24 protein-coding genes are annotated in these 23,203 nt (G+C 37.2%); 4 read left to right on the forward strand and 20 right to left on the reverse strand.

The genetic code is table 11. From position 1 onward, the window contains the following. Positions 1-179 precede the first annotated feature (179 nt). The 4 genes from EO121_RS07545 to EO121_RS07560 all read left to right on the forward strand — a co-directional run bounded on the left by EO121_RS07545 (position 180) and on the right by EO121_RS07560 (position 4,653). Positions 180-602 (forward strand): helix-turn-helix domain-containing protein, encoded by a 423-nt coding sequence (locus tag EO121_RS07545; RefSeq protein WP_127167179.1) that lies wholly within the window; start codon positions 180-182, stop codon positions 600-602. 148 nt (positions 603-750) lie between these two features. Continuing rightward, entirely contained in the window at positions 751-2,331 is a 1,581-nt protein-coding gene (locus EO121_RS07550) for an ATP-dependent endonuclease (protein ID WP_127167181.1), read from the forward strand. A gap of 65 nt (positions 2,332-2,396) precedes the next feature. Continuing rightward, a complete protein-coding gene (locus EO121_RS07555; RefSeq protein WP_127167183.1) occupies positions 2,397-3,281 on the forward strand; it encodes a DNA adenine methylase in 885 nt (294 codons plus the stop codon). A gap of 298 nt (positions 3,282-3,579) precedes the next feature. Beyond that, positions 3,580-4,653, forward strand: a complete 1,074-nt coding sequence (locus EO121_RS07560) for a tyrosine-type recombinase/integrase (protein ID WP_127167184.1) — start codon at positions 3,580-3,582, stop codon at positions 4,651-4,653. Between the two features lie 381 nt (positions 4,654-5,034). Here EO121_RS07560 and EO121_RS07565 read toward each other — a convergent pair whose 3' ends face one another. The 20 genes from EO121_RS07565 to EO121_RS08675 form a co-directional block, all read right to left on the reverse strand. Then, complete coding sequence (locus tag EO121_RS07565) at positions 5,035-5,541, reverse strand: ImmA/IrrE family metallo-endopeptidase (RefSeq protein WP_127167186.1); 507 nt, start codon at positions 5,539-5,541, stop codon at positions 5,035-5,037. 12 nt (positions 5,542-5,553) lie between these two features. After that, positions 5,554-5,838 (reverse strand): XRE family transcriptional regulator, encoded by a 285-nt coding sequence (locus EO121_RS07570; protein WP_240629410.1) that lies wholly within the window; start codon positions 5,836-5,838, stop codon positions 5,554-5,556. Between the two features lie 209 nt (positions 5,839-6,047). Then, entirely contained in the window at positions 6,048-6,983 is a 936-nt protein-coding gene (locus EO121_RS07575; protein WP_164725894.1) for a hypothetical protein, read from the reverse strand. Between the two features lie 381 nt (positions 6,984-7,364). After that, entirely contained in the window at positions 7,365-8,090 is a 726-nt protein-coding gene (locus EO121_RS07580) for a YebC/PmpR family DNA-binding transcriptional regulator (RefSeq protein ID WP_127167192.1), read from the reverse strand. A 9-nt stretch (positions 8,091-8,099) separates the two neighbouring features. Next, the gene (locus tag EO121_RS07585; RefSeq protein WP_009352767.1) at positions 8,100-8,672 is read right to left on the reverse strand and encodes an RNA methyltransferase; all 573 of its coding nucleotides are present in this window, start codon (positions 8,670-8,672) and stop codon (positions 8,100-8,102) included. Then, the gene (gene trmD / locus EO121_RS07590) at positions 8,673-9,503 is read right to left on the reverse strand and encodes a tRNA (guanosine(37)-N1)-methyltransferase TrmD (RefSeq protein WP_127167194.1); all 831 of its coding nucleotides are present in this window, start codon (positions 9,501-9,503) and stop codon (positions 8,673-8,675) included. It abuts the gene before it with no gap. Positions 9,504-9,691: 188 nt separating this feature from the next. Continuing rightward, positions 9,692-10,117: a PaaI family thioesterase gene (locus EO121_RS07595; protein WP_127167196.1), complete on the reverse strand. Its 426-nt coding sequence runs from the start codon at positions 10,115-10,117 to the stop codon at positions 9,692-9,694. 1 nt (position 10,118) lies between these two features. Next, on the reverse strand, positions 10,119-11,723 hold the full coding sequence (gene menE, locus EO121_RS07600; protein WP_127167198.1) for an o-succinylbenzoate--CoA ligase: 1,605 nt from the start codon (positions 11,721-11,723) through the stop codon (positions 10,119-10,121). Between the two features lie 11 nt (positions 11,724-11,734). After that, complete coding sequence (menB, locus tag EO121_RS07605; protein ID WP_009352753.1) at positions 11,735-12,577, reverse strand: 1,4-dihydroxy-2-naphthoyl-CoA synthase; 843 nt, start codon at positions 12,575-12,577, stop codon at positions 11,735-11,737. 81 nt (positions 12,578-12,658) lie between these two features. Then, the gene (locus EO121_RS07610; protein ID WP_127160903.1) at positions 12,659-13,078 is read right to left on the reverse strand and encodes a HutP family protein; all 420 of its coding nucleotides are present in this window, start codon (positions 13,076-13,078) and stop codon (positions 12,659-12,661) included. A gap of 267 nt (positions 13,079-13,345) precedes the next feature. After that, a complete protein-coding gene (trpA, locus tag EO121_RS07615; RefSeq protein ID WP_127167200.1) occupies positions 13,346-14,131 on the reverse strand; it encodes a tryptophan synthase subunit alpha in 786 nt (261 codons plus the stop codon). After that, a complete protein-coding gene (gene trpB / locus EO121_RS07620) occupies positions 14,124-15,317 on the reverse strand; it encodes a tryptophan synthase subunit beta (protein ID WP_127167202.1) in 1,194 nt (397 codons plus the stop codon). The genes trpA and trpB overlap by 8 nt, the downstream gene beginning before the upstream one ends. A 60-nt stretch (positions 15,318-15,377) precedes the next feature. After that, entirely contained in the window at positions 15,378-16,943 is a 1,566-nt protein-coding gene (gene trpC / locus EO121_RS07625; RefSeq protein WP_127167203.1) for an indole-3-glycerol phosphate synthase TrpC, read from the reverse strand. Between the two features lie 25 nt (positions 16,944-16,968). Continuing rightward, entirely contained in the window at positions 16,969-17,985 is a 1,017-nt protein-coding gene (gene trpD / locus EO121_RS07630; RefSeq protein ID WP_127167204.1) for an anthranilate phosphoribosyltransferase, read from the reverse strand. 14 nt (positions 17,986-17,999) lie between these two features. Beyond that, positions 18,000-18,578 carry an aminodeoxychorismate/anthranilate synthase component II gene (locus EO121_RS07635; protein ID WP_127167206.1) on the reverse strand — a complete coding sequence of 193 codons (579 nt, stop codon included), beginning with the start codon at positions 18,576-18,578 and terminating at the stop codon, positions 18,000-18,002. 1 nt (position 18,579) lies between these two features. Next, a complete protein-coding gene (trpE, locus tag EO121_RS07640; protein ID WP_127167208.1) occupies positions 18,580-20,043 on the reverse strand; it encodes an anthranilate synthase component I in 1,464 nt (487 codons plus the stop codon). A 572-nt stretch (positions 20,044-20,615) separates the two neighbouring features. Further along, positions 20,616-21,371, reverse strand: a complete 756-nt coding sequence (gene aroD / locus EO121_RS07645) for a type I 3-dehydroquinate dehydratase (protein WP_127167210.1) — start codon at positions 21,369-21,371, stop codon at positions 20,616-20,618. A 355-nt stretch (positions 21,372-21,726) separates the two neighbouring features. After that, positions 21,727-22,155: a YbaN family protein gene (locus tag EO121_RS07650; protein ID WP_127167212.1), complete on the reverse strand. Its 429-nt coding sequence runs from the start codon at positions 22,153-22,155 to the stop codon at positions 21,727-21,729. A gap of 175 nt (positions 22,156-22,330) precedes the next feature. Further along, positions 22,331-22,882, reverse strand: a complete 552-nt coding sequence (locus tag EO121_RS07655) for a hypothetical protein (protein WP_127167214.1) — start codon at positions 22,880-22,882, stop codon at positions 22,331-22,333. Next, the gene (locus EO121_RS08675) at positions 22,883-23,047 is read right to left on the reverse strand and encodes a hypothetical protein (protein WP_164725895.1); all 165 of its coding nucleotides are present in this window, start codon (positions 23,045-23,047) and stop codon (positions 22,883-22,885) included. Positions 23,048-23,203 lie beyond the last annotated feature (156 nt).

Genomic DNA, 23,203 nt, shown 5'->3' on the forward strand with positions numbered 1-23,203 from the left:
TAATAAAATTTGTTTTATTTTCTAAACATATTCTACCTTTTATTTTTTTATGTGTCAATAGTTTTTTTGGGTTTCTAAACATTATGTTCTGAAATATCAAAAAATAGTTGCGTTATCTAAACATGGTGTTTATAATTATAAATATAATTTGTGATTTATATTATTAAGAGGTATTACACATGTCTAAGATTGTTGCAACTTTCAGTGAACGTCTAAAGGAAAGTTTAAAACTAAAAAATATTAAGGCTATAGAACTCGCTCAACTATCAGGTATATCCAGGGGCGCCATCAGTTCGTATCTATCAGGTCGTTGGAAAGCAAAACAAGATAATATATATCTTCTTGCAAAAGCACTTAATGTAAATGAAGCATGGCTCATGGGCTATGATGTTCCTATGGAATCCGTACGTCCACAAAATAATTATTCTACCTCTTCTCCATCTCCTGGCTACATAGGTGAGCCTAATCCTATAGAACAGAAGACTATCACATACACCCCTCAACAACAAACTCTACTTGCTGAGACCGCTTCATTTACCGACGAACAATATGATAAGCTATTTGACTATATTAACTTCCTCAAACTTTCTAAATCTTCTTGACGATATTGGAATGATAAAAAGAAGTCCTAGATCTCATCCAGGACTTCTCTGAAGAACAACTTTCTAAGTTGGTAGAGCATATTTTATTTTTAAAGTCATTATAAGCATTCCATCCTTTTGCTTGTTTTATATATTATGGAGTTATTCTATGAAAATTACTAAATTAGATATTCATTCCTTTCGATTATTTAAAGACACTTCAATTAAACTAGGTTCTAGAATTACGGTGATTACAGGTACTAATGCGGTAGGAAAATCTACTATTTTAGGGCTATTAGGAAATTCTAGCGAACTAAAAAAGAAACAAGGAGTTCCTATTTTAAAACCTCAATTCCGTTGTGAGTTTAGTGAAATTTTTAAAATGTCACAAGAATTTGACAAAAAAGAGTCCAAGGCTGCAACTGTTACATTTGATACTGGTAAAGAACTCTACTATCGTATATCTTGGCAAAAAAATAAAGGGAAAGATACAAAACGTGGGCGTTTAATCCCTAATTCTGAAATAGATGGGTCAAAAAGCAGTGCTAAAAATAAATGGCCTGTTTTATATTTAGGCTTAACCCGTCTTTACCCTCTAGGAGAGGCTATACTTTCTACCAATAAAAATAAGCCATTTAATATATCTGAGGACTTATTAAATACATACTCTGACATTTTATCTCTACATGAAACGATTGAATATACCAACGAAGTTCATCTAACAGATATTCAAAAAAAGGTTTCCTTTGGAGTTAATACCTCGACCTATAATTACATTTCTAACTCTGCAGGTCAAGATAATTTAGCTCAAATTTTATTAGCGGTAGAATCATTTGCAAAACTAAAGGAAAAACAAGGTGATGATTACCAAGGTGGTTTGCTACTAATTGATGAACTTGACGCTGCTCTACATCCCTCTGCACAAGTTAAGCTTTTCAAATATTTATATGATATTTCTAAAAAACTATCGCTACAAATTGTATTTACCACTCATAGTATTTCTTTACTAGAATATGCAATAAAAACTCGCGATAACACATCACATCCTAATACACCAACGCCCCCTATTCTAGTTCATTATTTTTCACGAGCTAATCATGAAATATCCCCAAAACACTATGACTCACCAGATATTGATAAAATACGTGACCTATTAACTGAATCTATCTCTATGGTTTCTAAACCTAAGGTGAAAATTATCTCAGAAGATGCAGAGGCTCGTTGGTTAATAAATGAGCTTATTCCTGATAATTATATTTCTAAAATAGACTTACTTGATACAAATGTTGGTAGTAATGAAATCATATCACTAGCCAAGTGTGATAGAAGCTTTTTCAACAATAGAGTTATTATTATTGATGGAGATATTAGAACTGAAACATCTAAGGTGGAGGAAATCAAATTATTAAATGCGCAGAAATCTCATATTCTTATATTACCAACATCATTATCAATAGAAAAAAGTCTATTAGAGTTTTTACAAAGTAAGTCGGAATTTATAAATGATTACTATGATAATGAAGCTGCTGAACGTTTCAACATAACAAAAAGTTTTATTAAAAATATGTGTGAAGATTTAAAACGTAAATGTGATAATCATCCCCCTCGTGAAGTATATAAAAAATGGTTTAACGAGTTCCTAATTATTTTTAAAGAAACACATCTTTTAGAATATTGGAAACTAGAACACCAAGAGGAAGTCAATACATTTATTACAGAGTTTACTCAAGCTGTAGATGAGTTATATTAGTATGCTTTTTATATATTGGCCAATACTAGTCATTTTGGGTTATCCTTAGATAAGGAGGTGAAATTATGTCACATACAAAATCTATTCTACGGTATCCTGGTGGTAAATCTAGTCTTTCTAAGTTTGTCTCCAATCTTTTAACAATTAATCAACTGGATAAAGTGATTTATTGTGAACCGTTTTCTGGTGGAGCAGGGATTTCAATAGATCTTCTACTTTCCGATACAGTAAAATCTATCATCCTAAATGATTTAGACATCGGTATTTTCTCTGTTTGGAATGCTGTCTTAAATGAAACTGAACAATTAATTGAGTCTATCATCAATACCCCTATAACAATTGAGGAATGGCACAAGCAACGAGAAATCTACTTACAACATTGCAATGATGAGCATTATAGTTTTGAACTTGCCTATGCTACTTTCTTTTTAAATCGTACTAATAGAGCTGGTATTATTACTGGTGGTCCCATTGGGGGACTAAAACAGACTTCAAAATATTCCATCGACTGTCGCTTTACAAAGCAAACATTAATAAAAAAAATATATCAAATCGCTAGCAAAAAAGATAAAATCCAGCTATACAATTTAGATGCCTCTAATCTTCTAATTTCTGTCATTAGACATCTACCACCTAATGAACTATTTGTATTCTTTGATCCACCTTATTATAGGCAAGGTAAAAACCTTTATAAAAACTCTTTTACTCATCAAGATCACGTATCGTTATATCAGACCATCCGAAGCTTCGATGAGTATAATTGGATAACAACATATGATAAAACTGATGAGATATATGAAATTTATAAGGATCTTCCAACTTTTACATATTCATTACAATATTCTGCTAATGTGACCAGGCTAGAAAAAGAGTATTTGTTTACTAGTCCTAACTTAGCAGTTGAATCATATAAAAATATTCAATTATATCCAGTTAATAATGCTTTTTAAATATTCATTCTTAGTTTTCTTATAATTGTTCATAAAGTTGTATCATATACCATAACACTTATTGACGAGTATCTTTTCATTAAGTATACTGTTACTAGGGAAAACGTACTGACCTTACGAGCAAAGTACATCACTCGTCAACCTAAGGGTTGGCGAGTTTTTTTACTATCTATTGATATATTTTATGGACTTATATATAATAGAGACAAGATAAGTGCAATCATCCCTCAGGGGACCTGTATGGAAAATAACCTTCTCTATTATATAGAGAGGGTTATTTTTTTACAGGAGTTATGTTATGGCAATGAAACGTGCAAACGGAACTGGGTCCGTTTATAAAATGAAACATAAAAAATTACGCAAGCCATATCGTGCTATGGTGTATATTGGCCAAGATAGCAATGGAAAAAATATTCGTAAAACAATTGGTACCTTTGCTACACAAAAGGAAGCCTACGATGCCATCGCTAATTATGTCTACGATCCTATGAAAGTGCATCGCGATACAGTTCCCTTCTATCAATGTTGGGACTGGATGTTACTAGAAAAGCAACGCCAAGGTATAGATATAAAGAAAGGAAAATTTGAAGCTGTGAAACCTAAACTTTCCAGTATATGGTCCATGCCTATAAAAGACATTCGATTAATTCACTTACAGAACATCATTGATCAATATAAGCATTTAGGACGTTCTTCCCATGATGCTATTTATAAGGCCATCAATGGTGCTTTTAAAGAAGCTATTAAAAATGATATTATCACAAAGAACTACGCTCTGGATATTACACTTCCTCCTGCCGTTAAATCAAACATACATAAACCATTTACACCAGAGGAAATTTCCATATTATGGCAACATACTGACGATATCCTTGTACGTGTAGTACTAATCTATATCTATACGGGAATGAGACCTGTTGAGCTCTACCAGGTGAAGCTAGAGAATGTAAATCTAAAGGAACAATATGTAATTGGTGGTTCAAAAACAGCTGCTGGTAAAGATCGTATGATTCCTTTAGCTGATTGTATTATGCCCTTTATAAAAGAGATTTACAGTAAAGCACATTTCTCACGTTCTGAAACATTGCTTCCCCCTAAATTAATCCCTACACGTCTATCAAGACCTATAGAGCGTTTATGTGAAGCCTTAGGATTATCTAAGCATAAACCACATGACACACGTCATACGTTCATCACCCTGGCACGCAATGCCGATATGGATATCTATATTCTAAAATCCATTGTAGGTCATACACATACCGGAGATGTAACCAGTGACGTATATACCCATAAGACTAGAAAACAATTCCTAGATGCCGTTAATACATTACCTGTGAAGTTTAGCGAGGAATTGATGAGTATGGTTGAATAACAAAAAAGCCACCGCATAATACGGTGGCTTTCTTCGTGTAGTATGCTATTGTCAGCAGGGTAGCTTACTGTTTCACTATGTGCCTCAAGTTATCTTAAGAGGCTTTCTTTTTCTTAGATGGAACCCAAAAGCGCCAACATGTATAGCCATAATCACTGGCTACCATTCGTTTGCCCCATCGATTTGTGTATTCTTTACAGAATATCCACATAAGGGCCTCCCTTCTGGGCTGTTGCAAAATCATCTAGTAAATGCTAGAATAAAGGTGGTATTTTATTATAGTCTGACACATTTACGTTCAGATTTTGGAATCTAACTTAGATTCCACTGCACAGCCCCAAGTAATCAGCCACTTGGTGGCTGTTTTTTTATTTTAATCATTTATTTCCTCCTTTTCTTTTGAACTGAAGCCGCCTCTATACTAACTCCATACTTTGTCGATATATCAAATATATCCATATGTTTTATATATTTGAACGGAGCTAGTAATTCTCCTGCAAATGCATTCGCTTGCCATTCTGGATCCAAATATGGTGGAATTGTACCTTCACGTCTTGCAAGTGTAATGTCTTCTTTTCGATGCAGTATTATATGTCCTAATTCATGCGCCATCGTAAGTCTGTCTCGACCGCATCCTTCACAGGCTCTATTGTAAACATCTTCTCGTATTCGTATTATATTATGTTCTAATATAGATTCTCCATGTATATGCCCCATTTCTTTAACAGGAACTACTTCAAATTCTACGCCCCATGAAGTAATCTGATGTTCAAGTACTTTTACAATATCAACATATTCATCTACTGAAATTCCCAATAGCATTCTTATATTACTACACATTACACGAATATCCTTTAATGTTAGAGATTTTACAATTAAGCCTGCCATATATTACATCACCTACTCTTCCAAAATTTGGCGTATTTTCTCAAGTTGCTCATCAGTTAACTGTTCAAATTGCCTTGCTAAAGATAAAACTACAGTCTTCTGAGATTGATTTGCTGCATTTAGATTAATTTCTACATTCTTTTTAATACTATCTTCTGCCTCCAATAAACTATCTGCCATAAAGTCATCTAATTTATATTTCGCAACAATAGTTTTTGTCATATTAATAGGAATCTGCCGCTTACCATTTTCAATTGATGATAAATAGGCTGATGTAATCTCTAACTTACCAGCCATGTCTTTCAATATCTCATCATGGTCTATCCTTATTTTCCTTAATAGCTTTCCATAGTCAGTAACCACAATTAACACCCCTTACAAATAAACACAACCACAAACTTTTTAACTTACGTGTTAATTATAATTCATTAGTTGTTAATTGTCAAATTTTTATATTTGTGATATTACAAAAAAATAGCACAGCTTTTAGGCTGTGCTTTTTACATTTAAAATAAGTTTTCCTCTATTGGCTCTTCTGTATGTATGACATCAAGTACTTTTATAATTTTAAATAGGGTACAAATTAAATCATAACCTTTTCCATATTGCATTTTTACTTCCATTAATACTTTTAAAGAGTCACCTGGCACTAATACAATCTTACCTGTTTTATACCTCTTTAACCAATCATCATCTTCTATATGTGCAGAAATTTTACTTTTTCCTAATCTAAATTCCCATTTAGAGTTTCCCATAAAATCTACCTTGTGTATTTTTAAAATAAAGGTGTTCTGATTAATTACTTCATGTTTAGCCAATGAATCTGTAACATCATCATCCACGTGTAACTCTTTAGGTATTGAGATAGTATGTACGCTACCACCTATTTCCGCTTCAAATTTAACACGATCAGTTGGTCTCATTGTATCCACAGCATCTGTAATCCTTGCCATACTAGTGATAATACTTTCTCTATCTACTTGTGTATAACACCCTAATATACTAGCACCTGTATCTTCTGCATATACATCAATTTCTTTTTCTAATTGATCCAATTGATGAGTTTGTATTGTTTCATTTTGACTAGTGGCCTTCAATATAGCATACTTAGCTTTCACTAAGAATGCTCCTATGATACGTTTAATATCACATTTTTCTAGTCCTTCATCAGGTATAGACTCAATAACAGACCGTAAAAATATCTTAATTGAACCTTGTTCAATATTATCTAGTAATACAACTGGCTCTATATCTTTCGCTATACACCCAACTAGTTGTTTATCTGTATACTGTAATCCTTCTATTAATTTTGCTATGCCTAAAAAGATTTGTTCTGGGTTTGATTCCAACTTTTCATACTCTACAGTAATACAAAATTGATTATCCTTATATTGGTTATCCATATTTACCAACACCTTTCTTAATGTAATTGTAGTACTCATAAGCCATTTTGTATAGAGAAAATCTAAATCATTCTATGAAATAAAAAAAGCACAGCCATAATAGCTGTGCTCTTTTCATTAATGTTCATTTGCTAAAAAATTTTTGAAAATTTGCCTAACCAGGTAGAGAAAAATCACTAAAAATTCTTTACATCACAAATAATCTAATTACCCTGAATTATTAAAATTAATCCCCAATAATTAGATATGTAAATTTAATTATTTTTTATATTCATTCTGATTTCTGTAATAGTTATCATATGAAAAGGTTGTGCAACGGTTGTGCAACCGTTTTATTTTTCACTTATTTTAGGGTATAAGTGAGAAAAGTAGCACTCTCAAAAACCTTTGTAGAGTGCTACTTCATAGCATTTCTAACTACTAGATATTGAGAATTGAATTATGATACACATCTTGTACATCGTCCAAGTCTTCCAACATGTCTAGTACTCGTTGCATATTCACTGCGTCATCACCGGTTAATTCCATATTAGTATCTGGAACCATTGTGATTTGTGCCATATCTGTAGCGACGGATGCTTCTGCTAGGGCAGCTTCTACGGCATCGTAATCTTCTGGCAATGTATAAATAACGAATACATCGTCTTCTACTTTGATGTCTTCTGCACCAGCGTCAAGAGCCAATAATGTCAATGTTTCTTCATCATTGCCTTCTTGGGGAATCACGAATACACCTTTGCGTTTAAACATCCAGTTAACGGAGCCACTTTCACCTAAGTTGCCACCACGTTTGGAGAAGGCGTGACGAACGTCTGCTGCAGCACGGTTACGGTTATCTGTCATCACTTCTACAAGGATGGCAGCACCGCCTGGGCCGTATCCTTCATATGTAATTTCTTCGTAGTTGTTCGCATCCCCTGCACCGGCACCTTTGTCGATGGCACGTTGGATATTATCCTTAGGAATATTATTCTCACGAGCTTTTTGTAACGCCAATTTCAAACGCATATTGCCAGTTGCATCTGTGCCACCAGCTTTCACAGCTACTGTGATTTCACGGCTAATTTTTGTGGTAATTTTTGCTTTTAACGCATCATTTTTACCTTTTCTATGTTTAATATTTGACCATTTAGAATGTCCTGACATACTGTCCTCCTATTTATTCCACCACGCTTCGCCTCGTAAGCGGTCTAATATAATTGATACGGCGCTACGAACTGAAAGATGATTGTACTCACCATGTCCGTAGATGGGTTCTAAAATATAATCGAAATCTTCCATGGTTTCCTTCGTCATACCATACCCCGTTCCAAATAATACTACCACAGGACGGCTCTCACTTTCAAGTGATTTACGGAGCGACGCATAGGTAATGGTATTATCATAGGTCCGTGCATCCGTAGTACACACGATTGGCGTCTGCCCTTCCAGTTCTGTCACCATATCGATAGCTTGTCGAATGGAATTGACGAGTTCCACATGTTTGAAAGCATCCTTTCGATCCGGGTTGTAGGTACTGCCAAATCCCGTTTTCCAATGACTCATGACGGTTTCTGCCAATTCACGTTGACTCGGTACATTGTGAATGATAAAATACCGTTCCACATCATAGGTTGTGGATGCTCTGGCAATATCGTGGATATCGTAGTTCGTGATGGCCGTCGTGATCACCTCACCATGTTTATTCATAATGGGATAATGAACGAGACCAATATATAAATTCGCCATTTATTTCCTCTTTTCCTCTGTGAAAGTAGACTGTTCTATCAATTTTGAAAGTACTTGTTGTTCCTCTTCAGAATCCACTCTATCTAGTAATCGTTTCAGAGCCTTAAGTTCATCTACAGTTAATTCTCGTTGCAACAAATCATGTCTCAGTAAAGCAGTTCGTTTCAATGACTCTTCTAATCGCCACTGCTCAATATGTTTATGATGACCGCTCAACAATATATCTGGCACCGCCATGCCTCTGTATTCTTGTGGTTTCGTATATTGTGGACACTCAAGTACAGGATGATAAAAAGAATCTTCTATAGCTCCCGATGTTGCTCCTAAAACACCAGGAATCATACGCGCCACTGCATCGGCCACTACCATAGCTGGCAATTCACCGCCCGTTAATACATAATCTCCAATAGATATAGTTTCATCCACTAAGTGTTCTTCTACCCGGTAATCTACCCCTTCATAGTGTCCACAAACGATGACAAGTTGATCGTAGGCGGCTAGTTCCCTTGCTTTTTCTTGCGTAAACGGTTTCCCCGTCGGTCCCATAAACACAACATGGCTTTTATGATTTGCTTTTGTACGACGATGTTCTTCTATAGGCATCTGCAACACATGTTCTACAGCTTCAAAGAGAGGAGGTGCTTTCATGAGCATGCCCGCGCCTCCGCCATAGGGAGTATCATCCACTTGACCATGTTTGCTATGAGAAAACTCCCTTGGATTAGTCACTTTCATATCCAATCGATTTGCCTGTAAGGCACGTTTAATGATGGAATGGATAAAAAAGGCATCAAAAAACTCTGGGAACAACGATATAATATCTATTTTCATGGACTATGCACCTCCTTTCTAGTCAATACAATACTGTATAACATATTAATTTTATTCAGACTTATGCTACTTATTTATAAAGTGTAACGGTGTACTACCAATCTATCTATAGATGTTTTTGTACAATTAACATGGATGTAACGATAACATCGTGTTATACATAAATTCCGACTAATAAACATAATTTCTTACACGTTAATTATACTATTTGTCACTGTCATATGAGATAACAACTGATCGGTTTCATCAAAGATATTAATCGTCCATACATGGTTTCGACCACCTTTGTGTAACAACTGACCACGTGCTACTACATATCCTTCACATCGTTTCGGTCTCACATGATTAGCCGTCACCGATTGACCTACCGCTACTCGTTGTTTGATAGGCTCTGAACCTACGCCTCTTTTACTAGGCTCCGTCATTTCTTGTGCCAATATCGCATTTGATGCCATACCAGCCAATGCCTCTCCATAGGCCAAATACACGCCGCCGTTGACGAACCCAAAGGGTTGTGCATGAAAGGATGACAGTCTCATAGTACTTTGAAAGGCCTGTCCAGCACAGTGAAATGTCTCTATTTGTAATTGTTCTAATAAAGAGGTTTCCTTCATACTATGCCCTTTCTACTGTGTGAATCAAGTCTTGTCTCAATATTTTTCCCATACTATTTTTCGGTAATGCATCAAAATATATCATTCGTTTCGGTACTTTATACTTCGCTAAACGACTGAGTAGATATTGTGATATATTTTCTTCGGAACGATTTGTTACTACGCACAACACTGGCACTTGTCCCCACTTAGGATCTGACACCGGGATGACTGCACATTCTAAAATACCGTCCATTCCGTATAAGACATCCTCGATTTCCTTAGGATAAATATTCTCACCCCCAGAAATGATGATGTCTTTTCTGCGGTTCAAAAGATATAAAAATCCATCTTCATCTATGTAACCAATGTCATCTGTATTAAAAGCGCCTTTAATAGGTTCTTTATTAAGGTATCCTTTCATCAGCATCGGGGATGAAAGCCACACTTCTCCTACTCCTTCTTCATCAGGATTGCGAATTTCAATGGTAACCCCCTCTAAAGGATATCCTACAGAGGCTAATTTATTCGGATAATCCTTAACACTAAAGGTCGTACTTTGTGCAAAGGTTTCTGACATGCCGTACGTCTTATAGACCGGTAAGTTTCGTTGTACGCACTCTTGTAGCAGTGGCATGGGAATGAACTCACCACCTAATAAGATAGCCCGTAAAGCCGGTGCTTGTATGCGCTCTACTATGCGTTGTAACACAGTGGGCACCAAAGATACTATGGTAACATCTTCTGTGTCTAATGCATCTAGTACAACTTGTTCCGAGAACTTTTCACGAATGGTAGCTCTTGTGCCATTATACAAGGTACGTAAAATAATAGATAAGCCGCTGACATGGAACATAGGGAGCACAACAAGCCAATTGTCATCTTCCTCCACGCCAAGCACTTTCGCAGAAGCTTTCACATGAAACTCGATTTGAGACCATCGGACAGGGACTGATTTGAATTTGCCTGTTGTAGCACTGGTATTAATGATGCAAAATACTGTTTCATCAGATAGATTCCAGTTTAGATTACTCTCGCAATCTGTAGAATCTTTAACATCACCCAGATGATTGCATCTATTTCTAAAAGAGTCCATATTAGGATTTTCTTCATTATCTATTTTGATAGATGCATATTTTACACCATTAGTAGTTTCTTTCCTAACATCTCCGCCATTATGCATAGAAGAAATAGCCTTTAAATCAGTGTCTATGCATGTAGAAAAGCACAAATACTGTCGGTCCATTTGACTATGGCTATGCTCATAAGTAGAAACATCTGTGACCGCTATGTCACAGGCTCCCTTCTGTGCTCGCCATATCTGTGTCATTTTTTCAGACATCAATAAGGTTTGAACTCCCGTACTTTCCATCTGTTCGGTCACTTCTCGTTCAGTCAGATTCGTATTCAGCAACACTGTTTCTATACCCAATGCAGATAGAGCAAATAGGTGTATCGCCATGGATACTGAATTTTCTGCCCATAAAGCAATACGACTCTCCCCTCGAAGATGAGGAGCGAGTCGTTTTGCTGTAGCTATTGTTAAATCCAACACAATACCATAGGTAAGCTCGTTTAAAAAAAGCTTATCTCCATGTGTTTGTGCTCGATTATATAACCACTTCATAACCTAACCCATTAAGGGAATTTAGGGAACTGTTTGAAATTAGGTTTACGTTTTTCTTTAAATGCATCGCGACCTTCTTTACCTTCATCAGTTGTGTAGAACAATAAAGTCGCATCCCCTGCAAATTGTTGTAAACCAGCTAAACCATCTGTATCCGCATTGAAGGAAGCTTTCAAGAAACGAAGTGCCATTGGAGATAATTGAAGAATTTCTTCACACCATTTTACTGTTTCTGCTTCTAATTGATCAAATGGAACTACTGTATTGACAAGTCCCATGTCTAAGGCTTCTTTTGCAGAATATTGACGGCATAAGAACCAAATTTCACGAGCTTTTTTATGGCCTACTAAACGCGCTAAGTATCCAGCACCGTAACCAGCATCAAAAGATCCTACACGAGGACCTGTTTGACCGAATTTTGCATTTTCAGAGGCAATAGAAAGGTCACATACGATGTGCAATACATGACCACCACCAATAGCAAAACCGTTAACCATAGCAATAACAGGTTTTGGAGTAATACGGATTAAATGTTGCAAATCCAATACGTTTAGACGAGGAATTTTATCATCCCCCACATAACCGCCATCTCCACGAACACGTTGGTCACCACCAGAGCAGAATGCTTCTTTATCTTCTCCTTGACCATGATTAGCACCAGTCAAAATGATAACGCCCACTTCTGCATCTTCACGAGCAATGGTAAACGCATCGATTAACTCCATCACTGTTTTAGGACGGAATGCATTACGCACTTCTGGACGATTAATTGTAATTTTAGCAATCCCATTATATGTTTCGTAAATGACATCTTCGTAATTACGATCTAATACTTTCCAATCGAATTGACTCATAGTTACCTCCAAAATGATTAGCTATTGTCTATAAACTCTAAAGAACATTATACCAAAAATACTGTAAAATTTATAGCACCACTACATACTTGGTACAGCTCGATGTGCCATAGCCACAGCAATCTCATCTAAATGCAATACGCCAACACCTAAATAAATAGCTACACTTAGATGTTCTTGGCTACGTGCAATTCCTACTTTACCGCCTACATTGAGACCGACACATTTATTTTTGATTTGCTCTAAGGCTTGTGCTGTAGCACCCACAACAGCTCCCTTACTGACATGGTCATCTTGAATCAACCCTTGTCGATCCGCTGCTACCACAGCCCGTTCAATGATTTTAGGAATTATCTCTGTGAAAGCTCCTCCAAAATCCACAGCACACGTACGAATCCCCTGCACTTCAAACTCTTTCCGCAATGCCATCTCTTCGGTGCGACTTTCAGAGATAGCCACATGTAATGCAGCACGCCCAACGCCAATACTTGTTTTTTCCATACCCTATGTCTCCTGTTAAGAACTATGTATAGTATTAAGTATACAGTATATCAAAGCATGTTACCATAACATTTTTATGAACTACATACTATATTCTTTAAACATACATGAAGAAGCAATTAACTCTCTTACATATAAAACAGCTGCACAAGAGAAACTTCTTGCACAGCTATTCAAAAGACATCGTAAATAACAGAATATGATATAAAAAATAGTATCAGCACGTAACTCTATTATACATATGCATTATCTTAGAATGCATTACTATTAGTTACCCACAGCTTCTACCATAGAACGAACGTAGTTATATAATTCTTTTTCTCCTTTAGATCCCCATTCACCTATTTGTTTCACAATAGCACTACCTACGATGGCACCATCAGATAGTGAAGCCATTGCTCTTGCTTGGTCAGGGGTGGAAATGCCAAAACCAACTGCCACTGGAATATCTGTGTATTGACGAATTTGTTGTACAATGCTAGCAAGGTCTGTTTTGATATCACTGCGCATACCTGTTACACCAAGAGATGACACACAATATACAAAGCCCTCTGCTTGACTAGCAATCTCCTCAATCCGTTGCTCTGAGGTAGGTGCAATTAAGGAAATCAAAGAAACTCCATGAGTTTTCGCTTGATGAGCTAGTTCTTGTTTTTCTTCCAACGGACAATCTGGCACAATAATACCTTGGATACCCACTTCTTCACAGCGTGTCATGAAACTTTCAACACCATACACATAGATAGGGTTCAGATAGGTCATGAACACAAGTGGTATGGTCAACGGCTCTGTACCGGTGCGCAAACGTTTTACCATATCAAAGATATCATCTGTTGTAATACCTGTGGATAGAGCGCGCTCACTGGCATCTTGAATGACAGGGCCTTCTGCTACAGGATCTGAAAAAGGAATGCCAATTTCAATCAAACTGGCCCCCGCCTTCGCCATAGTACGAATGTATTTCTCTGTGGTATCAATCCCTTGGTCACCAGCTGTAATGAAAGGGATAAATGCTTTCTTGCTGAAAGCCTCTGCTATTGTTATCTTATTCATGTAAGTTCACCCCTCTGTATCTCGCCATAGCTGCTACGTCCTTATCACCACGTCCGGATAAGCAAATGATGATACTTTTATCAGGACCTAACGTAGGTGCCAATCGCATAGCATGTGCTACGGCATGAGCACTTTCAATAGCTGGAATAATGCCCTCCATACGAGACAGATATTCAAAAGCATCCACTGCCTCATCGTCTGTAATCGGCACATATTGAGCACGTCCACTATCGTGCAAATAAGCATGCTCTGGACCTATTCCTGGATAATCTAAACCTGCTGAAATAGAAAATACAGGTGCGATTTGTCCATAGGAATTTTGACAGAAGTAGGATTTCATACCATGGAAAATACCTACTGTACCTTTTGTCATTGTGGCAGCATGTTCTTCTGTATTGATACCTTTGCCAGCCGCTTCACAACCGATGAGTTGTACCCCTTCATCAGGGATGAAGTGATAGAACATACCAATGGCATTACTACCGCCACCAACACAAGCTAATACGGCAGCAGGTAATTTACCTTCTTTTTCTAAAATTTGATCTCTTGCTTCCCGACTGATAATGGACTGGAAGTCACGTACCATCATAGGGAACGGATGAGCCCCCATAACAGATCCTAACACGTAATGGGTGTCTGCCATTCGATTGGTCCATTCTCGCATCGTTTCAGATACGGCATCTTTCAGGGTACCTGTTCCAGAAGTAACCGGATGCACCTTAGCACCTAATAGTTCCATCCGGTATACGTTTAAAGCTTGTCGTTCACAGTCTTCTTGACCCATGAAAATTTCGCATTCCATGCCCATTAACGCCGCCACTGTGGCAGTGGCTACACCATGTTGACCGGCACCCGTTTCTGCAATCACTCTCGTTTTACCCATTCGCTTAGCCAGTAACATTTGACCCAACACATTATTTAATTTGTGCGATCCTGTATGATTTAAGTCTTCCCGTTTTAAATAAATTTTAGCACCGCCCAAATCTTTTGTCATTTGTTCTGCGTAATATAGTAAAGAAGGACGTCCGGTATAGGACACATGTAAATCTTCTAATTCCTTAATAAATTCAGAATCATTTTTATACATTTCATAGGCTGCTTCCAGTTCAATGATGGCATTCATTAGCGTTTCTGGCATGAATTGTCCACCAAATTCACCAAAATAGCCATGGCGATGTGTTGTCATACTCTATCTCCTTATCTGCTTGTTACTATCTTAACAATCTGTTCCATAGTTTTCATTTTCTTAGCATCTATTTGTTACTGTTTTAATAATCTGTGCCATAGATTTTATTTTCTTCACATCTTTTTGCCCATTTGTCTCTAGACTACTACTCATGTCGAGCCCATAAGGCTGCAGTCGACGAATGGCACGAGCTACATTGTGTAATCCAATGCCTCCTGCTAAATAGTACGGCATCTGTATACCTTCTAACAGTGACCAATCTACCGTTTGACCTGTACCACCTCTAGTTGTCCTAGAATACGCATCAACTACTAGTCCATCGATAGGCGCTTGTTCCCATTGCATAATATCCTCTTTTGTTTGCACTTGAACAGCTTTCCAGATTTGAATGGATCCTAATTGTTCTTCCTGTAAGTGAATTCGTAATAATTCAATATATGCTATGGTTTCATCCCCATGTAATTGCACTACTGAAAGTGGTACTGCCTTTGCAATCTCTACAATAGTAGGTATCATTTCATTCACAAATACGCCTACCCGTGAGCAGCATTTGTTACCGCTTGTAGTGTGTACGCTATCTTGCAAACTTCTCGTAATAGATTGGACTTGTTCTACCGTCACTTGTCGTTTGCTCGGTGCAAAAACAAAACCCACATAGTTTGGTTGTGTGTCCAGTAATACAGGAACTGTATCTTCTTGGGATATGCCACAGAATTTGACCTTTACCTCATAGCTAGATTGAGTAGCTTCATCTACTGTTGGTGCACTTGGTACCTCTATGTTAGATGTATCTTCTGTTCCGAACCTGTCTCGTTCTGTATTATTATGTATAGAACATTTCGGTCTGATAGGTCCATACAATTCAGCTAATTTTGCAACTTTATCGTTAGTTCGCATAAAGCTTTCACCCATAAGTGCAGCGTGAATCTTGTTGTCTCGTAACCGTTGGATATCTGCGGCTGTATCTAGGCCACTTTCAGAAACAAAAGTTACAGAATCATCCACCAAATTACGTAAGCGAATACTATTATTTACATCCACAGTGAAATCTTTTAAGTTTCGATTATTAACACCAATAATGCGGGCCCCTATATTCACAGCTCGCAACACTTCCACTTCATCGTGAGTTTCTACCAAACAAGATAGACCCAAACTATCTGCCAACTTATGAAAGCGAGCCATTGTTTCATTATCCAAGATAGCGGCTATGAGTAATATAGCTGAGGCACCCCATACTTTTGCTTCATAGATTTGGTATTCATCGATAATAAAGTCCTTTCGTAATACAGGAATATGTACCGCTTCAGCAATATCTTGTAAATATTGTGGGCTCCCTAAAAAGAAGTCTGGTTCTGTCAATACGGAAATAGCGGCCGCCCCTGCCATTTCGTACTCTTTGGCTATCTCTAAATAGGGAAAATCTTCTGCAATTATCCCTTTTGATGGAGACGCTTTTTTCACTTCACATATAAAATTAAAATCTAATTCTTGTAATGCCTGTTCAAAAGGAAAGTCCTTCGTAATAGGCATTCTTTCTACTTGCTGTTGCAACTCTGACAAGGATAAATTAGCTTTTGCGTCACGAACCCGTTTTTCAGTAACTGCTACAATCTTATCTAATATCATAACTATCTCTATTTCTAACCTACTATTAAGCATTTTGTGATGCTTTCACAAATTTTGAAAGTGCCTCTGCTCCAGCACCCGAATACAATAACTCTTGCACCGTTTTAAAAGCATTCTCTAAGGTTACCTCTCCCTCTTTGGCTAAATAGTACGCCATGCCCGCGTTAAGTATCACTGCTGTAGCACGACCGCTTCTATCTTTTCCTTCTAGTAAATTGCGTGTAATCTCAGCATTTACCTGTGCATCACCGCCTACTAGTTCATCTGGTTCAGCATAAGTAAACCCGTAATCCTTAGGATCTAGTTCATAGGTCTTGAACCTGCCATGATTGATTTCGCACACTGTCGTAGTGCCTGTAGCAGTAATTTCATCTAGTCCATCACTACCATATACGACAGCACCACGATGCACACCTAAGTTCGACAAGACCTGTGCCAATGGTTCCACTAAGGACCGATCGTACACACCCATAAGTTCTACCGTAGCACCTGCAGGGTTTGCCAAAGGCCCCAAAATATTAAATACTGTTCTAACACCCATAGCTTTTCGTACAGGTCCAGCATATTTCATAGCTTCATGGTAAACAGGAGCAAACATAAAGCAAATATTTGCTTCTTCTAAGACCTTTTTATTTTGCTCTCCATTAAGTTCCAATTTCACTCCCAATGCTTCTAGCACATCAGCGGCACCACATTTACTAGATACACTACGATTCCCATGTTTGGCGATAGGGATACCCGCTGCAGCTAATAGGATAGCAGATGTGGTAGAAATGTTGAAAGTACTACTACCATCTCCACCAGTGCCTACAATTTCTACTACGGTAGTGTCATGTGGTACAGCCCCCGCTTTTTCTCGCATCACTTCAGCAAAGGCTGTAATCTCTGTAACGCTAGGTCCTTTCGCTTGTAAGCCCCCTAAAAAGGCTGCCATAGGCACTTCCTGTACGTCTCCACTCATAATCGCATTCATCGTTGCTTTTGCCACTTCATACGGCATATCTTGACCCTCTGTGACGAGGCGTATTGCTTGTTGAATCATACTCTATCTCTCCCTTATATAATCTTATGGTGTTCTAAGAAATTCTTAACCATTTGCGTTCCCTGCGGTGTCAAAATAGATTCTGGATGGAATTGCACCCCATATATCGGATGCGTTCTATGTTCCATGGCCATAATTTCTCCATCTGCTGTACGAGCTGTTACCACTAGTTCATCTCCTAATGTATCTTCCAACACCGCCAAGGAGTGATACCTTGCTACTGGGAATTCTTGAGGAATATCTTTCCATAATATGGATGGATAACATTGGGTCGCCACACTTTGTTTACCGTGCATCACTTCTTTTGCATACCCTACGGTAGCTCCGAACACTTCACCCATTGCTTGATGCCCCAAGCAGATGCCTAAAATAGGAAACTCACCTTGGCATGTTTCTAATAATTCTTCATACACACCTGCATCTCTTGGTCGTCCAGTTCCTGGTGAAAGGATGACACAGTCTGGTGCAAGCTCTCGAATCTCTTTCACTGTCATTTCGTCACTGCGGATGACTTTAATGTCTTTCACTAAAGAACCGATTAATTGATATATATTGAACGAAAAACTATCGTAATGATCGATAAGTAATACCATGTTACACCTCCTGCGCCAATGTGATGGCTGTCACCATAGATTGTGCTTTGTGAATTGTTTCATTGTACTCGTTTACAGGCACACTATCTCGCACAATGCCACCACCAGATCGAACAAAGACTCTTCCCTCTTTTGCCATAGCCATACGAATACCAATACACACATCCATATTGCCAGAAAAATCTAAGTACCCTACAGCACCACCGTAAACCCCACGTGGGCTTTTCTCTAACTCTTGTAAAATCTGAATGGCTCGAATTTTAGGAGCTCCCGATAAGGTTCCTGCCGGCAAAGTAGCGCCAATAGCATCTAAAGCATCAAACTCTTCTCGTAAAGTTCCTTTCACAGTACTTGTTAAATGGATAACATGAGAAAATCGTTGAAGTTGATGTAACGCTTCTACTTGGACGGAACCAAACTCACAAACTTTACCAATATCATTACGACCTAAATCGACTAACATATTATGCTCTGCCAATTCTTTTTCATCTTTACTTAACTTAGCCTCTTGCGCTCTATCTTCCTCTTCATTCTTGCCCCGTGGCAATGTGCCCGCAATAGGGAAAGTGTAAACACTTCTATCTTGTAATTTTACCAATGTTTCCGGAGAGGCCCCTGTGAGTTCTACAGATTTACCACTCATATAGAACATGTACGGAGATGGATTCATCGTTCTTAGTACACGATACGCATTGAGTAAACTGCCCTTGAACTTAGCTTCTCTACGGTTGGATACGACCGCTTGAAAGATATCACCTTCTGTTATATAATGTTGTGTTTTTCGCACCACCTCTTGGTATTCTTCGGACGTAAACTCAGAGGTGAATTCACTTTCCAGTGCACCACATTCGATATGAGCTTCTTCGCCATCTTTCACCAAGTCTGCCAAGGCTTGTAATTCTAATTGAGTTCGCTCATAATTCCGTTCTATATCATCTGTACGTACATGACCGATGATATAGATTTTATTTTTGTAATGGTCGAAAGCAATGACTTTATCAAAGAGCATAAGATCTACATCGTTTACCATACTAGTATCTGTATCACTAATATGTTGATCTAAGGTAGGCTCAATGTAACGTATGTATTCATAGGCGAAATATCCTACAAATCCACCTGTAAAAGTAGGTAACTCTTCTACTCTAGGGCTTTTATATTGACTTAAAATATTTCTAATCTCTTCCGCTGGATTATGACATGTGAACGTACGTGTCATATCTCCTTTGATCATCATCGTATGGTTTTTACAAGTTACTTCTAACAATGGATTATATCCTAAGAAAGAATATCGCCCCCAGTGATGGGTGTTATCTGCACTTTCCAATAAGAATGTGTGCGCACTCACTTTTTTTAATGCTTTCAGTACGGAGATAGGTGTACGAATGTCCGATAATAACTCCACATACACCGGTACCATGTCATATCCTTGTCCTAATTGTTTTACGCTTTCTAATGATGGTTTCATAAATCCTCCTGCAATAAAAAAACTCGCCCTAGACGTAAATGTCAAGGACGAGTTCATATGCCAAATAACTGCACGAATGCGCAGAAAGATTCATATAAATCGCGGTACCACCTTGTTTGAATGCATGCATTCCCCTTTGCAGGATACTATCATATCCCTCACGATTAACGCTCATGACACGTTATGCTATACTAGGACAATTGTCCGTTCCCCATACCCTCGGTGGTCCATTTAATAGACTGCGTTCTGCGGGGCTCTCAGCTACCCCCACTCTCTGGAAGTGCACGTTCTATTTTTATCTCCACCTCATCGGTTTATTAGGCGAGTATTAAATTATGTATCAAATATTATCATACTAAGATACATTTGTCTACTGAATAATAACAATTTTCTATAATTTTTATAGGAGTATCCTGTATAGCCTATAGGTTGTCTCTATAGCTATGTACATGCGCAGAAAAAACTAATAATCTCATATCTACTCCTTACCATGCATAACAGCAGAAAATAATCTTCTTGATGCCATAGTATAGTAATTATAAAACAATTTTACTATCACGTTGATTTTTGCCTTATACAAATTGCTTTAAAACCGCCACCTTTACCTGTCCAGGTGCTGATGCTTGTCCCAGTGTACCAAAGGTCAAACAATTTCCAAACACATGGCCGCAAGTCCGTGTCATCTGTCCTAATTTTCCCATAGACATAGTAATCCGTGGCAATTGTGGATACTGTTCAGTTAACTCCTTTGTAAATTGTAACACTGAAAGTACATCATCACTCGTAGTTGGCATCAAGGCAAACTTAATCACTGCGGCTCCTGCAGATATCATTTGTTCTGCATAGAGATGCAATGTATCTCTATTCAAGGTTTTATGGAAATTATGATAACTCATTACTGTTTGAATCCCTTGATGATGGGCTTGTTTGATAATTTGACCCATTGTATCTGTATAGGCAAATAATTCCACATCCACAGCATCTACTATATTTTGATCCACAATTGCTTGTAATAGTTTACAGTAATTCTCACTACTTAAAGGTGTTTCTCCGCCCTCAGCTAAGGTACGCCATGTAAACAACATAGGCATCTTTTCATATTTAGAATGCACTTCTTCTACCAAATTTACTATTGTGGATATGTACGCTTCCTCAGATATATGGGAATTTTTCATCCACATATCAGGGCGCAACTCGATAAGGTCCACCTTCGCTTGCACGGCCTCTTGTACCTGTGAAAGAATCTCCTCGATACTAGGTCCTACAATAGGAACGCAGATACCACATCGATCTCCTTGTATAGGGCCTTGTTGTTGTTTTGATTTCATAGTATTCCGCTCCTAATTATAATCTATACATATACACAACTATGTATTGCTACAAGCATTTTAACAATAAATGCATATGTCATCAAGTAGATTGAATCATCCTTAGTGTATACTTCATAATACTCACTATGTATGGTAATGATAGATTCTGTAACATAACTTTCTACCAGTACACCCAATGACGCAAGTTATATTTAAACGTTGCTACTACTATACCACATACACCCAACACAACAAAAGCCAAATCACAATGAAAATTCATTCATGATTTGGCTAATACAACTATTCTATCTGTATGTGTACATCATATTCAGTAAAATACAAACATGATAAACTTGCACTACTACTAAAATAACTATTGCTCTGCTTTAGCATCAGGTGGCGCCGTCTTCACAATAAACGCAAGGGCAATGACATGACCTATCCATACAGCCCCCATAACATACAAAGCGACCGGCATATTGCGCATACCATAAGCACCAATGCCTAATAAAATCGACACAGACACTAAAATATTAATCTTAGTGCGCAGTGGCATTCCTCTTTTATTCTTAAACGGTTCCACATAGTTTGCATACAGCTTAGAGTTTACAAACTTCTCATGGAATCGCTTGGAACCTCTAGCAAAACAAAATACAGCGAATAAATAAAACGGTACCGTTGGCAATAAAGGTAATACAACCCCTAAAGATCCTAAGCCAAAGCTAATAGCACCTAATACAATCCAAATATAACGAATCACACCCGTTGATTCTTGTACTTCTTTTGTTACTGTTTCTTTCACTTGTCACCCCTATATTATACATATTCTGAAACATTTATTTATGATAATTAATGCCATCACGAGATAAGCATTATTTCAATTCAGGTAGTATGTTTTTATTCTGATTCTCAAGATTAACTACAAAAAATGATGATACACAAATCAGCCTGTATATCATCATATTTTCTCAATCTTCTTAAATAGATATAAAATATCTAAGCAAATCTTCATTTAAACTTTTATTAACCAGTTTAAATCCACATTCTTCATAAAAATTACGTAAAGCACTACAATCTTTGCATTCTACTAATAATGTTCTTCCGCCGATTTTATATTGAATATCCCTTATAATATTTTGAGCTATACCTAGTAATTGTTTTCCAGTTATTAGTTTTTTTCTATGAATACCATCTTTTTGATTCTTTCCTAACTGTCCAAGCAATAAAACCACGCACTGTTTTTTCCCTTCGTTACCAGAAATCTTTCTAATAACACTACGAGAAACATTAGACGACACATCTATAGTAATTAAAGCTAATGAAAAATATCCCACTAATATATGTGTGTCACCATCATCATAGAAAACAAAATATGTACGAGACAAATTTTTTCTTTCATATTCAACAGCTTTATCTTTCAAAAAATTTTCCACATCAGCATTAATGGGACACGAAAATCTATTAAACAGATTCTCGCATACATTTTTATTAGATAAAATATCACACAACTGTAGAAGCTTATATTTCATTTATTCCTCCATATTTAAAAATTTTGGAATATCCTCTTTGCTTATGCGTTCAACCTCAAAATCCGAAGGAATATTCAATTTTTTATTTTCATCAAATATTTTAGAAATTTTATTTGTTGCCGTTTTATCAAACTTAAACTCTGTTAAAAAACTTGACGTTGCCATAAATACCTCCTTCTTATAACTTACAATCTATATGTGTATTATCTCATTTTATTATCATTTCATCAACAAAATATTTTAAAAATACCTATTCTATCAGCCATTCCAGCACGTTTTTGTATTCTCTTATAGAATATCTTGTTATATCACAAAAATACA

This window comes from Veillonella sp. CHU732 (genome assembly GCF_003992085.1).
In the GTDB taxonomy this organism is placed as follows: Bacteria; Bacillota; Negativicutes; order Veillonellales; family Veillonellaceae; genus F0422.

Bases quoted from the DNA above. Each gene is read 5' to 3' on its own strand.
- EO121_RS07545 (WP_127167179.1), top strand. From the start codon at position 180: ATGTCTAAGATTGTTGCAACTTTCAGTGAACGTCTAAAGGAAAGTTTA.
- trpD (WP_127167204.1), bottom strand. From the start codon at position 17,985: ATGATTCAACAAGCAATACGCCTCGTCACAGAGGGTCAAGATATGCCG.
- menE (WP_127167198.1), bottom strand. From the start codon at position 11,723: ATGAAGTGGTTATATAATCGAGCACAAACACATGGAGATAAGCTTTTT.
- trpA (WP_127167200.1), bottom strand. From the start codon at position 14,131: ATGAATAAGATAACAATAGCAGAGGCTTTCAGCAAGAAAGCATTTATC.
- EO121_RS07585 (WP_009352767.1), bottom strand. From the start codon at position 8,672: ATGGCGAATTTATATATTGGTCTCGTTCATTATCCCATTATGAATAAA.
- trpE (WP_127167208.1), bottom strand. From the start codon at position 20,043: ATGAAACCATCATTAGAAAGCGTAAAACAATTAGGACAAGGATATGAC.
- trpC (WP_127167203.1), bottom strand. From the start codon at position 16,943: ATGATATTAGATAAGATTGTAGCAGTTACTGAAAAACGGGTTCGTGAC.
- aroD (WP_127167210.1), bottom strand. From the start codon at position 21,371: ATGAAATCAAAACAACAACAAGGCCCTATACAAGGAGATCGATGTGGT.
- menB (WP_009352753.1), bottom strand. From the start codon at position 12,577: ATGAGTCAATTCGATTGGAAAGTATTAGATCGTAATTACGAAGATGTC.
- EO121_RS07565 (WP_127167186.1), bottom strand. From the start codon at position 5,541: ATGGCAGGCTTAATTGTAAAATCTCTAACATTAAAGGATATTCGTGTA.
- EO121_RS07555 (WP_127167183.1), top strand. From the start codon at position 2,397: ATGTCACATACAAAATCTATTCTACGGTATCCTGGTGGTAAATCTAGT.
- EO121_RS07610 (WP_127160903.1), bottom strand. From the start codon at position 13,078: ATGGAAAAAACAAGTATTGGCGTTGGGCGTGCTGCATTACATGTGGCT.
- EO121_RS08675 (WP_164725895.1), bottom strand. From the start codon at position 23,047: ATGGCAACGTCAAGTTTTTTAACAGAGTTTAAGTTTGATAAAACGGCA.
- EO121_RS07635 (WP_127167206.1), bottom strand. From the start codon at position 18,578: ATGGTATTACTTATCGATCATTACGATAGTTTTTCGTTCAATATATAT.
- trpB (WP_127167202.1), bottom strand. From the start codon at position 15,317: ATGACAACACATCGCCATGGCTATTTTGGTGAATTTGGTGGACAATTC.
- EO121_RS07560 (WP_127167184.1), top strand. From the start codon at position 3,580: ATGGCAATGAAACGTGCAAACGGAACTGGGTCCGTTTATAAAATGAAA.
- trmD (WP_127167194.1), bottom strand. From the start codon at position 9,503: ATGAAAATAGATATTATATCGTTGTTCCCAGAGTTTTTTGATGCCTTT.
- EO121_RS07575 (WP_164725894.1), bottom strand. From the start codon at position 6,983: ATGAGTACTACAATTACATTAAGAAAGGTGTTGGTAAATATGGATAAC.
- EO121_RS07550 (WP_127167181.1), top strand. From the start codon at position 751: ATGAAAATTACTAAATTAGATATTCATTCCTTTCGATTATTTAAAGAC.
- EO121_RS07655 (WP_127167214.1), bottom strand. From the start codon at position 22,882: ATGAAATATAAGCTTCTACAGTTGTGTGATATTTTATCTAATAAAAAT.
- EO121_RS07580 (WP_127167192.1), bottom strand. From the start codon at position 8,090: ATGTCAGGACATTCTAAATGGTCAAATATTAAACATAGAAAAGGTAAA.
- EO121_RS07595 (WP_127167196.1), bottom strand. From the start codon at position 10,117: ATGAAGGAAACCTCTTTATTAGAACAATTACAAATAGAGACATTTCAC.
- EO121_RS07570 (WP_240629410.1), bottom strand. From the start codon at position 5,838: ATGGCTGGTAAGTTAGAGATTACATCAGCCTATTTATCATCAATTGAA.